General features: G+C 44.9%; 13 protein-coding genes, 1 rRNA gene and 1 other RNA gene. All 15 read left to right on the forward strand.

Going from position 1 to position 11,604, the window contains the following annotated elements; translation table 11 throughout:
- The coding region (locus tag B147_RS31470) for an IS1595 family transposase (protein ID WP_245568895.1) at positions 1-290 on the forward strand (290 nt) is incomplete at its 5' end.
- A 243-nt stretch (positions 291-533) separates the two neighbouring features.
- Complete coding sequence (locus B147_RS0102360) at positions 534-965, forward strand: F0F1 ATP synthase subunit B family protein (RefSeq protein WP_020585653.1); 432 nt, start codon at positions 534-536, stop codon at positions 963-965.
- Positions 965-1,564: a F0F1 ATP synthase subunit B gene (atpF, locus tag B147_RS0102365; protein WP_020585654.1), complete on the forward strand. Its 600-nt coding sequence runs from the start codon at positions 965-967 to the stop codon at positions 1,562-1,564. The genes B147_RS0102360 and atpF overlap by 1 nt, the downstream gene beginning before the upstream one ends.
- Positions 1,564-2,115 (forward strand): ATP synthase F1 subunit delta, encoded by a 552-nt coding sequence (gene atpH, locus B147_RS0102370; protein ID WP_020585655.1) that lies wholly within the window; start codon positions 1,564-1,566, stop codon positions 2,113-2,115. Before atpF ends, atpH begins: the two co-directional genes overlap by 1 nt.
- Positions 2,115-3,629 carry a F0F1 ATP synthase subunit alpha gene (gene atpA / locus B147_RS0102375; RefSeq protein ID WP_020585656.1) on the forward strand — a complete coding sequence of 505 codons (1,515 nt, stop codon included), beginning with the start codon at positions 2,115-2,117 and terminating at the stop codon, positions 3,627-3,629. The genes atpH and atpA overlap by 1 nt, the downstream gene beginning before the upstream one ends.
- Before the next feature lie 66 nt (positions 3,630-3,695).
- Positions 3,696-4,592 (forward strand): ATP synthase F1 subunit gamma, encoded by an 897-nt coding sequence (gene atpG, locus B147_RS0102380; RefSeq protein WP_020585657.1) that lies wholly within the window; start codon positions 3,696-3,698, stop codon positions 4,590-4,592.
- Between the two features lie 48 nt (positions 4,593-4,640).
- A complete protein-coding gene (atpD, locus tag B147_RS0102385; protein ID WP_020585658.1) occupies positions 4,641-6,044 on the forward strand; it encodes a F0F1 ATP synthase subunit beta in 1,404 nt (467 codons plus the stop codon).
- 20 nt (positions 6,045-6,064) lie between these two features.
- Positions 6,065-6,472 (forward strand): F0F1 ATP synthase subunit epsilon, encoded by a 408-nt coding sequence (locus B147_RS0102390; RefSeq protein WP_020585659.1) that lies wholly within the window; start codon positions 6,065-6,067, stop codon positions 6,470-6,472.
- Positions 6,473-6,607: 135 nt separating this feature from the next.
- Positions 6,608-7,360 (forward strand): sugar phosphate nucleotidyltransferase, encoded by a 753-nt coding sequence (locus B147_RS0102395; protein WP_033396745.1) that lies wholly within the window; start codon positions 6,608-6,610, stop codon positions 7,358-7,360.
- A 63-nt stretch (positions 7,361-7,423) separates the two neighbouring features.
- Complete coding sequence (gene zapB, locus B147_RS0102400) at positions 7,424-7,675, forward strand: cell division protein ZapB (RefSeq protein ID WP_020585661.1); 252 nt, start codon at positions 7,424-7,426, stop codon at positions 7,673-7,675.
- Positions 7,676-7,721: 46 nt separating this feature from the next.
- Positions 7,722-8,018 carry a cell division protein ZapA gene (locus B147_RS0102405; RefSeq protein WP_020585662.1) on the forward strand — a complete coding sequence of 99 codons (297 nt, stop codon included), beginning with the start codon at positions 7,722-7,724 and terminating at the stop codon, positions 8,016-8,018.
- 27 nt (positions 8,019-8,045) lie between these two features.
- Positions 8,046-8,236, forward strand: a non-coding RNA gene (gene ssrS, locus B147_RS30870) — 6S RNA.
- A gap of 126 nt (positions 8,237-8,362) precedes the next feature.
- The gene (gene rny, locus B147_RS0102410) at positions 8,363-9,925 is read left to right on the forward strand and encodes a ribonuclease Y (RefSeq protein ID WP_020585663.1); all 1,563 of its coding nucleotides are present in this window, start codon (positions 8,363-8,365) and stop codon (positions 9,923-9,925) included.
- A 15-nt stretch (positions 9,926-9,940) separates the two neighbouring features.
- Positions 9,941-11,227: a tyrosine--tRNA ligase gene (gene tyrS / locus B147_RS0102415; protein ID WP_020585664.1), complete on the forward strand. Its 1,287-nt coding sequence runs from the start codon at positions 9,941-9,943 to the stop codon at positions 11,225-11,227.
- 189 nt (positions 11,228-11,416) lie between these two features.
- Positions 11,417-11,604: ribosomal RNA gene (locus B147_RS0102420) — 16S ribosomal RNA — on the forward strand; the annotation flags it as partial.

Here is an 11,604-nt window from a genome sequence, read left to right on the forward strand (position 1 = left end):
TGAGTGATGGACACACTGCGTATCAAACTTTTTGCGATGCTGAAAATTTTTCTCATGAGGTTGTTAATCTGAGTAAAGGTGGCAGAGTTAAAGGAGCTTTCCACCTCCAAAATGTCAATGCCTATCACAGCCGATTTAAAGGCTGGCTGCACCGATTCCACGGAGTTGCTACGAAATATTTACAAAATTATCTTGGATGGCGGCGTTCACTTGAGCAGCGCCCAGGTATATTGCCAGAATCTTTGCTGAGTATCTCATTGGAGCAATTTCAACTATTAAAGGGAACATAGCCATTTTTTTTGATTTAAAAAACATAAAACATCATTTTGGCCAAGAAAATTTTAATATATTACATCACAATATCGTCGGATAAAATCCATATTTTGAATTGCTGCATTCTGTGTTGACAAAAGGCCTGTTGGATGGTACTCAAGTCTCGATCATTCTAAGCATTTAGGCTGAATCCGAGCGATTTCAGCCAATAGGATATAAGTAGTTGATTTTTTGTAATTATTAACTGGTGGAGGAATTTTATGATAACTGTGATTCCTGATATATCAGCGGTATATCAGATGGTCAATTTTCTTGTCCTGCTATTCCTCCTCAACCTGGTTCTGTACAAACCCATTCGAAATGTCATTCTCGAAAGAAAGGCCAAGGTCGGCACCTTAAATTCAGGTGTTGAAAAAGCCTCAGCTGATCTTGAAAAACAAAAGGGTGATTATAAAGAAGGGTTAAAACAGGCAAGGGGTGAAGGCCTCAAGCAAAAAGAGGTGTTCATCGAGGAGGCGTCTGCTCAGGAAAAGGAGATTATTACCCGGATCAATCAGAAAGCGCAGGCTAACTTTGCCCAAATCAAGGCACAGGTGGCTGAAGAAACCGAACAGGCCCGCAAAGCGCTTGAGGCTGAGGTTGAGGTGTATGCCAAAGCCATCGGCGAAAAGATTCTTGGGAGGGCATGTTAATGGAAAAATTTAATTGGAAAAAACACCTTAAAGTTTCCGCAACTGTCGTGGCTCTTGTGGCCGGTGCGACAGTGGTCTGGGCTTCCGGCGGCGGTCATGGTGAAGCAGCACATGCAAGTCACAACGTGTGGCACGATGTTGATACCTGGAAAGTGCTTAACTTCGTTGTTCTTGCGCTTGGCTGTTATTTCATCGCTAGAAAGCCGGTGGCGCAGTTCTTTTCTTCCCGTACTAAGGGGATTGAAGAAGAGTTGACAGACCTGGAACAGAAAAAAGCCGAAGCAGAGAGAAAGCTTGCCGAATACGAATCCCGGTTTAGAAATCTTGAACAGGAATCTGAACAGATTGTTGAGGATTACATCAAACAGGGAGAAGAGGCCAAGAAAAGAATTCTTGCAGAGGCTGAAGCCCAGGCTGAAAAACTCGAAGATATGGCAAAACGCAATATCGAACAAGAGTTCAAAGCTGCAAAAGCGGTTCTGAAGCAGGAAGTTGTGGATCTTGCAATGGAGCAGGCACAAGCGCTCATTAAAAAATCCATCACAACCCAGGATCAGAACCGTCTGGTCGATGAATACTTGAAAAAGGTGGAGGCATAATGAAGAATCATGCAGTTTCAAGGCGTTATGCCAAGGCGTTAATTCTGATCGGCCAGGAGGATGGTCAGGCGGATGGTTACAATAACGAACTTTCCGCAATGGTTGGGCTTTTAGACTCCCAGCAAGGGTTTGAACAGGCCCTTTCCAATCCGCTAATCAGAAAAAGTGATCGTAAAAAGCTTCTTGAGTCGGTAATTGCTGCTGCTGGCTTTTCAAAAGTAACGAGTTCTTTTTTGTCATTGCTTTTTGATAAAGGCAGGATCGGTTTTCTCAGAGATGTTGCAGCCTATTACAATACAATGGCTGATGAACTTAAAGGTGTTGTCAGGGCAAGTGTTGTGGCCGCCACAAACCTGTCCAAGACAAACATTAATAAGATTCAGGCATCGTTGGCTAAGAAAACCGGTAAAACCGTTGTGCTTGATGTCCAAAAGGATGCAAGCCTTATCGGCGGTATTATCACAAAAATCGGCGATCTTGTTCTTGACGGCAGCGTAAAAACCCAGCTGATCAATATGAGGGAAACTTTAAAAAAAGGTGAGAGTTTATAATGGAAATTAAAGCAGAAGAAATAAGCCAGATTATAAAAGATCAAATTAAAGGATTTGATGCGCAGGTTGATCTGAGCGAAACAGGTGTCGTTCTGTCGGCAGGTGACGGTATTGCCCGTGTTTATGGTTTGGAAAAAGTAAAAGCCATGGAGCTGGTTGAATTCCCAGGCGGTATCTTGGGGCTGGCACTTAACCTTGAAGCTGACAACGTTGGTGTTGCTATTCTTGGTGATGACAAAGAAATCAAAGAAGGCGACGTGGTTAAAAGAACCGACCGTATCGCATCCGTCCCCGTTGGCGAAGCCCTGCTGGGTCGCGTTGTAACCACCACAGGTGAGCCCGTTGACGGAAAAGGCCCTATCGCTTCTGATACATATATGAACATGGAGCTGGTTGCGCCTGGTGTTATTGCCAGGAAAGGTGTTCACGAACCCTGCTACACCGGTTCTAAAGCAGTTGACGGTATGACCCCGGTAGGTCGCGGCCAGCGTGAGTTGATCATTGGTGACCGTCAGATCGGTAAAACTGCTGTTGCAGTTGACGCCATCATCGCCCAGAAAGAAAGCGGGATTAAATGCATCTATGTTGCCTGCGGCCAGAAGAAATCAACAGTTGCCCAGGTGGTTGCCGCCCTTGAAGAGCACGGAGCGATGGAATACACAACGGTTGTTGTGGCCTCAGCTTCCGAGTCTGCTGCCATGCAGTACCTGGCGCCTTATGCCGGTTGCGCCATGGGCGAATACTTCCGTGACAAAGGCGAACATTCCCTGATCGTTTATGATGACCTTTCAAAGCAGGCTGTTGCTTACCGTCAGGTGTCTCTGCTGCTCAGACGTCCGCCTGGACGTGAAGCCTTCCCCGGCGATATTTTTTACAACCACAGCCGTCTGCTCGAACGTTCCGCCAAGATGAGTGATGAGCTCGGTGCCGGTTCTCTGACCGCACTTCCCATCATTGAAACCCAGGAAGGTGACGTATCCGCATTTATTCCCACCAACGTTATCTCCATTACCGACGGTCAGATCTTCCTTGATAAAGACCTTTTCTTTGCCGGTATCCGTCCGGCCATTGACGTTGGACTTTCCGTATCCCGCGTTGGTGGTGCAGCCCAGGTTAAAGCCATGAAACAGGTGGCCGGTACCCTTCGTTTGGATCTTGCCCAGTTTAGAGAACTTGAAGCATTTGCCGCCTTTGGTTCCGACCTTGACGCCGCAACCCAGAAACAGCTGACCCGCGGTGAAAGACTTGTTGAGCTGCTCAAACAGCCCCAGTACCAGCCGCTTCCCATGGAAAAACAGGTTACCATTCTCTATGCAGGAACTAAAGGATATCTTGATGGCTATGCCAAAGAATCTGTTGCAGCCTATGAGGCTGGCCTGTATCCCTTTGTGGAAAGCCGTTATCCCGAAGTGTTCTCAGGTCTCAAGGAAAAACAGAAAATCGATGACGAACTTGAGGCTAAGCTCAATCAATGCCTTAAAGCCTATGCCGAAGAATTCACAGAAGCCCTTTAATTAAAGGCGTATCCTTCGGATTTATTTATTTAATAATAATAATTTATAGGCGCAAAGGTAGATCATATGGCAACATTAAAAGAAGTACAATCGAAAATAGTCAGCGTAAAAAAGACTAAACAGATTACCTCTGCCATGAAAATGGTCGCCACTTCAAGATTGCGCGGTTCCCAGAATGCCATGGAGGCATTTAAGCCCTATGCCTCCAAATTTGCAGAGGTTCTGGGATCCATTGCCGGGAAGTCAGGGGAGGGCGCATCCCCCCTACTGATCTCCAAAGATGAAGTAAAAAAGGTGGCCCTGCTCCTGTGTACCTCAGACAGGGGTCTATGTGGTGGATTTAACATTAATTTGATCGATAAAGCTGAAAAAATGCTCAAATCTGAGCTTAGCGGAAAAGAAGTCTCTTTTGTTTGCTATGGCAAAAAAGGCCGCGACTGGGCAAAAAAACTGAGCAACCCCATTGATGCCGAATACATTGGTGTTGTGGGAGGCAAAGTTGATTTCTCAGTGGCGTCCAGCTCAGGACAGGCATTAATCGACAGTTTCCTTGAAGGGAATGTGGATGAAGTATATCTGATTTATTCTGATTTTCAGGGTATGGCAAAACAGGTTCCGACGGTAAAACAGATTCTTCCCATCCCATCACTTGATGATGTGGTAACAGAAGAGGCTGCACCTGCCGAGGACGGCGCCTTTTTGCCGGAACATATTTGTGAGCCCTCTTCAGATGCGCTTTTGGGTGAAATGCTCCCCAAAAATATCTTTATCCAGATATATGATGCACTTCTTCAGACCTCAACCTCAGAACATGCTGCCCGTATGCGGGCCATGGAAAATGCTACCAAAGCATGTTCCGATCTTGTGGAAGAACTGCAGACTATATTTAATAAAACCCGTCAAGCATCTATTACATCAGAACTTATGGATATCGTTGGCGGTGCCGAAGCCCTTAAGGGATAATTGATTTTTAAGTAAGCTACAGATAAAACAGCTTTATAGGAGAATAAAATGGCTGAAAATATAGGTAAAATTTCACAGGTCCTCGGCGCTGTTGTTGACGTTGAGTTTGAGCCCGGAAAACTTCCCCCGGTTCTGACCGCCCTGACTGTAACCAACCCGACCATCGGGGACATGGAAGACAACCTGGTTATCGAAGTTGCACAGCACTTGGGTGACAATGTTGTTCGGTGCATCGGCATGGACGTAACTGACGGTCTTCAACGCGGCATGGCGGTAAAAGATACCGGTAGTCCCATTATGATGCCGGTTGGCAAAGCATCTCTTGGTCGCGTTCTTAACGTTGTTGGCCGCCCGGTTGATGGGCTTGGAGATATCTCCAAAGACAAAATGCTGCCCATCCATAGACATGCCCCTTCTTTTATCGAGCAGGATACTTCTGTCCGCGTTCTTGAAACAGGTGTAAAGGTTATTGATCTTCTGGTTCCCTTCCCCCGTGGCGGCAAAATGGGCATGTTTGGCGGTGCCGGTGTTGGTAAGACCGTTATCATGATGGAAATGGTTAATAATATTGCCATGCAGCATGGTGGTATCTCCGTGTTCGGCGGCGTTGGTGAGAGAACCCGTGAAGGTAACGACCTCTATCACGAAATGAAGGATTCAGGCGTTCTTCCCAAATGCGCTCTGGTTTACGGCCAGATGACTGAGCCTCCCGGAGCCCGTGCCCGTGTTGCGCTTTCTGCTTTGACCTGCGCTGAATACTTCCGTGACGAAGAGGGCCAGGATGTGCTTCTCTTTGTTGATAACATCTTCCGTTTCACCCAGGCCGGTTCTGAGGTGTCTGCTACACTGGGTCGTATGCCGTCTGCTGTTGGTTACCAGCCGACACTTGCGGTTGACATGGGCGAGCTCCAGGAACGTATTACTTCTACTGACAAAGGTTCCATTACCGCTGTTCAGTGCGTTTACGTACCTGCCGATGACTTGACTGACCCGGCACCTGCTACCACCTTCGGCCATCTTGACGGAACCGTTGTTCTTTCCCGTCAGATTGCAGAGCTTGGTATCTATCCGGCTGTGGATCCCCTTGACTCCACTTCCAGAATTCTTGATGCCGCTTACATTGGTGAAGAGCATTATAACGTTGCCCGGGTCGTTCAGCAGACCCTGCAAAAATACAAAGAACTCCAGGACATCATTGCTATTCTGGGTATGGATGAGCTGTCTGATGAAGACAAGGTGACCGTACAGCGTGCCAGAAAGCTTCAGAAATTCCTGTCCCAGCCCTTCCATGTTGCTGAAACCTTCACCGGTATGGCCGGAATTTTTGTAAAGGTTGAAGACACGGTTCGGTCATTCAAGGAAATTATTGAAGGTAAACATGATGACCTTCCCGAAAATGCTTTCTATATGGTTGGGGCTATCGAAGACGCCATTGAAAAAGCCAAAGCTTAATAACCATTCGGAGGTCTATTATGGCTGATAAATTTTTTCTTGAAGTGGTAACGCCGCAAAAGGCTATTGTCAGTGAAGATATCAAAAGCATTTCAGCGCCTGGCAGTGAAGGTGAATTCTGTGCCTTGAAAGGGCATACAACCTTTCTGACCTCGTTGAAGGTCGGTGCAATCCGTTATGTTGATGCTTCCGGGAACGAGTGTTTGCTTTTTGCTAACGGCGGATTTGCCGAAGTGCTTCCGGATAAGGTTACCATTCTTGCTGAATCTGCTGAACGGCGTGAGGACATTAATCTTAACCGGGCAAAAGAGGCCCAGGCGCGTGCTGAGAGGCGATTAAGTGAGAAAGCTGCAGATACGGATATTGTCCGTGCTCAGGCTGCTTTGCAAAGGGCTTTGTTTCGGATAAAAGTTGCTGGAACTCACTGAGAAGATTAGGCTTGTCTGATGGTTTGATAACCACCGGACCTATAATGCCGAGAATTATGAAGTAAAAAAGGGATGCCTTACGGCATCCCTTTTTATTTTCATCGTGTATATTTGTTAATTGAGACAGAGGGAAAAATGAACAAAATTGCAGTTATCATACTGGCTGCAGGAAAAGGCAGTCGCATGAAATCCGATTTGGCTAAGGTGCTCCACAGAGTCGCAGGTACAAGCATGGTCAATCACGTGATCGAAGCTGCTAAAGAAGTCGCTTCAAGTCATATTCATGTCGTGGTTGGGCACCAGGCCGAGCAGGTACAAAAAGAGATTCAAAAAAAGCATAATGTGCATTTTGCCTTTCAAAAAGAGCTCTTGGGAACAGGGGATGCGGTCAGGGTTGCATTGCCTGGGATTGAAGCCTGTATTCAGCATGTCTTGGTCCTGTGTGGTGACGTTCCGTTAATAAAAAAGCAAACCATTATTGATTTGGTTTCAGCCCATCAGAACCGAATGGCAGATTTGACTGTGCTCGCTGCAAAGGTTAATGATCCAAGCGGTTATGGCAGAATTATCCACGATAAAGACGGCCATCTTCTTGCTATTCGCGAAGAGGCTGATGCAACTGATTTGGAAAAGCAGATTGATATAGTTAATTCCGGGATTTTCTGTTTTGAAAAACGATTTCTTGAATCCGGTTTGGGGCAGATTAAAAACAATAACAGTCAGGGGGAGTATTATCTTACCGATCTTGTGGAAGTTGCAGCCCTGAACAGAGCCAAAACATTTGTTAAGATTATAGAAGACCCTGAACAGGTCATGGGCGTTAATACCATTGAGCAATTAACCCGCATCAATAAAGCGTTTCATATGGCATCGAATGAATTATCTTGACTTTCATAGGGCTGCTGAATATATTGATAGATAATTAATTACCATTTTACGAGACTTAAGAAATTGAATAATGAGGATATAGCAGCCAAGTTCGATGACATTCACATTCATGTCGACTTTTTAATAGAGTCCTGCCAGAGTCTTCAAAAGGAAAACGCAGAGCTTTCTGTGAAAATTAAAGAACTTGAAGATCAGTTGGAACAGAAAATAAGAAAAGAAGATGTCTATGTCGACCGGGAGTCCATAATGAATGAAAAGATTAACGGACTTCTCTCAAAGCTGGATGGTTTCTCAGAAACCGTATCCGGAGGATGATAAGTTATAAAGCGTTTGAATATATAGATTCAGTAAAGGGCTTTTCTTGGATGAGATCGTTAAAATTGAGCTTTTCGGGGAAGAATTTAAATTTAAACCGGATAAAAATCAAACTTATGATCCGGAAAAGATTGCAGCCCATGTCAAGGAATATATAGATGAAGCAGAAAGCCTTTTCCAAAATAAAACCAGCAGTAAAAACAGGATGGCTATTTTGCTTCTTGCAGCCATGAATTTGTCCAAGGATTACCATGAACTGCGTTTGAAATATTCCGACCTTGAAAAAGACATTGAAGACAGAGTATCATCCTTATTGGAAAAAATAGATAAGACAATGAAATAAACTTTCATTGGTTTATAGTTATAACAAAACCCCCTGCAGTGTGCGTGATTGTATGACAGACTTTGTCCTAACGCATAATAACATAGGGGGGTCACGCTGGTACTGGTGTGCAGGTTCCCTATGTTGCAAGGGAAAAGCCTAAAGGTATTATTGATCCCCCATCTTTTGGACCCTTGGTTCAAAGCCTTAAGAAACAACACGGCAGTTGCGGGGGAAATTGTTATATTTTTAAAAACGCTTTGCCGTATCCTTCCTAATCTTAACGTATTATTCCATTTCTTTTTAGCAAGATAAAACACGGGTACATATTTGTTTGTATCCCATTATTCCAGGAGAGAAATTGTATGAGTTTTACAATGATGCTTGCATTCATGCTGGTGCTGCTTGCTGTTGGTGCGGTCATTTTATATGTGATAAAAATGAAAATTGACCAGCAGAGACTTGATTTTCAAGAGGAACAACGCGTTGCCATGGGCCAAGCAGCCAAGAAAGCTGAAACTCTGCTTAAGGAAGCGAAACTGGAGGCTCGCTCACGTTTACTCGAAATGAAAAGCACCTTTGATGCCGAGACAGAAGAAACCCGGGCCGAATTGAAAAGAGAAGAGCGAAGGCTTTCTAAAAAAAGTGAAAAGCTTGACAAGCTTGAGGATCAATTTGCCAAAAAAGAAAAATATATAGAAAAAAATGAACGGATTGTTGCGGAAAAACTTGAATCTGTAACCCTAAAAGAAGAGTCTTATACTCAGCTTCTTGAAGAAACAAAAAAAGAGCTTGAAAAAGTTTCCGGGATGACCCTTGAGCAGGCCAAAGAGCTGCTGCTTAAAACCATGGAGGACGAAGCCAGACATGAAGGCGCCAAAATGGTTAAAAAGATCACCACCGAAGTTAGGGAAAACGCGGATAAAGAGGCAAAAAAAATTATATCAACCGCCATCCAGCGTTATGCGGGTGACTATGTGGCTGAGCGTACTGTTTCTGTGGTAAATTTGCCTGGAGATGAGATGAAGGGTCGAATTATTGGCAGGGAAGGTCGAAATATTCGGGCCTTGGAGGCCGCAACCGGAATTGATTTGATTATAGACGACACTCCGGAAGCTGTTATTTTGTCAGGATTCAACCCCGTCAGGCGCGAAGTTGCAAGGCTTTCCCTTGAGAGATTGATTTCCGATGGAAGAATTCATCCCGCCCGTATTGAGGATGTTGTGGCGCGCGCAACAGAAGAAGTTGATCTTGCTATTAAGGAAGCAGGTGAACAGGCTGCATTTGATTTGGGGGTGCACGGCATTGATCCGGAACTTATCAAGGTGCTTGGCAAGCTTAAATTTAGAACATCCTATGCCCAGAATGTATTGCAGCATTCAGTGGAAGTGGCTTTTTTGGCCGGGGTTATTGCTGCTGAGCTTGGTTTGGACATCAAGCTTGCCAAACGTATGGGGCTGCTCCATGATATTGGGAAGGCCGTGGATCACGAAGTAGATGGTGCCCATGCCATTATTGGCGCCAAGCTTGCTAAAAAATATGGTGAAAACCAAAGCGTCGTTAATGCGATTGCAGCCCATCATGAAGACCAAATGCCCGAAAGTGTATATGATTTTATTGTACAATCCGCTGATGCGCTTTCCGGTGCCAGGCCCGGCGCTAGAAAGGAAAGTCTTGAAAATTACGTAAAACGGTTAGAAGATCTAGAAAATATTGCAAATAGTTTTGACGGTGTGGTAAACACCTATGCCATTCAGGCCGGGCGTGAGATCCGGGTAATTACTGAAAGTGAAAAAATTACGGATGAAAGTGCAATGCTGCTTTCAAAAGATATTGCCCGCCAGATTGAAGAGAATCTGACATTTCCGGGCCAGGTCAAAGTTGTTGTTATTCGGGAAACCAGAGCGGTTGAATATACCAGGAAATGATAAGGAAGAAACAGCATGAGTGTTTTATCGATTTTAAAAGAACGTGGATTTATTGAGGCAACTACCCATACCCAGGAGCTTGAGGAATATTTGGAAAATAACAGGGCTACCTGCTATATCGGATTTGATCCAACCGCTTCAAGTCTGCATGTTGGAAGCCTGGTATGCATTATGGCTTTAGCGCACATGCAGCGACAAGGGCATCGCCCCATTGGCCTTGTGGGTGGCGGTACGGGGCTTATCGGTGATCCCTCCGGTAAAACAGAGCTGCGAAAAGTACTTACCCAGGATCAGATTGATGAAAATAAAGCCGGAATCCGCAAACAATTGTCCAGGTTTATAGATTTCTCTGAAGATAAGGCTTTGATGCTTGATAACGCTGCGTGGCTTACGAAGCTAGAATATATTTCGTTTTTAAGGGATATCGGCCGGCATTTTTCCATAAATAAGATGATTAAAGCAGAAAGCGTTAAATCCAGAATGGAATCAGAAGACGGCCTGACTTTCGTTGAATTTAACTATATGTTGCTTCAGGCCTATGATTTCATGGAACTTGCTAAAACCCAGGGCTGCCTGCTTCAGATGGGCGGGAGTGATCAGTGGGGTAATATTGTGGCCGGTATTGATCTTGTGCGGCGTACCCTTGGTAAACAAGCCTTTGGGATCACTTTCCCTTTGATAACCACCGCATCCGGCATAAAAATGGGTAAAACCCATAAAGGCGCTGTATGGCTTGATCCTGAGCGGTTTTCGCCTTATGAATATTATCAGTTCTGGGTAAATACGGATGATTTGGATGTCACAAGATTTTTGGCGCTATTTACCTTTCTTCCCATGAAAGAGATCGATTTGGTAAAAAAAATGGAAGGTGCGGATTTAAATAAAGCCAAAACGATTCTTGCATATGAAGCGACTAAAATTGCTCATGGAGAAAATGAGGCACTAAAGTCCCTTAACGCTGCAGCGTCCATGTTTGGATCCATTGACGTTCCTTCCGATCTTCTGCCGTCTGCTAGCATTCCCCGGGGGACGCTTTCCTGCGGCGCTGATGAGTCAGTGCCCACCAGTGCCTTTAATGAGGTGGATGTGGTGGATAACATGTTTGTGGTTGACCTGTTTTGTGACGCAGGATTGTGCAAATCCAAATCCGATGCCCGTCGTCTCATTAAGCAGGGGGGCGCTTATATCAATGGAGAAAGGCTTGGGTCGTTTGAACAGGTGGTGGCAGCTGCTGACGTAAGCGATGGTGAAATCATGCTCAGGGCTGGAAAGAAAAAATATCACAAAATTATTTTAAAATAGTTTTAAAAAAGGTTTGACAGAACCAAAACTCAAGTGTATATTGTCCAGGTTTTGTTGAACAGGAAACACCAGATAGAATTTGATCTTTGAAAATTGGTCAGTGAAAAAGAAAAGAGCGGGTCAATGACAATGCGCTTTAAAGCCTGGCGGTTTTAAGTGCAGACCTTAAAAAGTTTTAGTAAAGGATTATAACTGGAGAGTTTGATCCTGGCTCAGAATGAACGCTGGCGGCGTGCTTAACACATGCAAGTCGAACGAGAAAGGGATTGCTTGCAATCCNGAGTAGAGTGGCGCACGGGTGAGTAACACGTAGATAATCTGCCTTCAAGCCTGGGATAACTATTCGAAAGGGTAGCTAATACCGGATAAAGTCGGTT

This window comes from Desulfobacter curvatus DSM 3379, from assembly GCF_000373985.1.
GTDB classification, from domain to species: domain Bacteria; phylum Desulfobacterota; class Desulfobacteria; order Desulfobacterales; family Desulfobacteraceae; genus Desulfobacter; species Desulfobacter curvatus.

Coding starts and splice junctions, on each gene's coding strand:
- atpH (WP_020585655.1), top strand. CDS start 1,564: ATGAAGAATCATGCAGTTTCAAGGCGTTATGCCAAGGCGTTAATTCTG.
- B147_RS0102360 (WP_020585653.1), top strand. CDS start 534: ATGATAACTGTGATTCCTGATATATCAGCGGTATATCAGATGGTCAAT.
- tyrS (WP_020585664.1), top strand. CDS start 9,941: ATGAGTGTTTTATCGATTTTAAAAGAACGTGGATTTATTGAGGCAACT.
- atpG (WP_020585657.1), top strand. CDS start 3,696: ATGGCAACATTAAAAGAAGTACAATCGAAAATAGTCAGCGTAAAAAAG.
- B147_RS0102390 (WP_020585659.1), top strand. CDS start 6,065: ATGGCTGATAAATTTTTTCTTGAAGTGGTAACGCCGCAAAAGGCTATT.
- rny (WP_020585663.1), top strand. CDS start 8,363: ATGAGTTTTACAATGATGCTTGCATTCATGCTGGTGCTGCTTGCTGTT.
- B147_RS0102395 (WP_033396745.1), top strand. CDS start 6,608: ATGAACAAAATTGCAGTTATCATACTGGCTGCAGGAAAAGGCAGTCGC.
- atpA (WP_020585656.1), top strand. CDS start 2,115: ATGGAAATTAAAGCAGAAGAAATAAGCCAGATTATAAAAGATCAAATT.
- atpF (WP_020585654.1), top strand. CDS start 965: ATGGAAAAATTTAATTGGAAAAAACACCTTAAAGTTTCCGCAACTGTC.
- atpD (WP_020585658.1), top strand. CDS start 4,641: ATGGCTGAAAATATAGGTAAAATTTCACAGGTCCTCGGCGCTGTTGTT.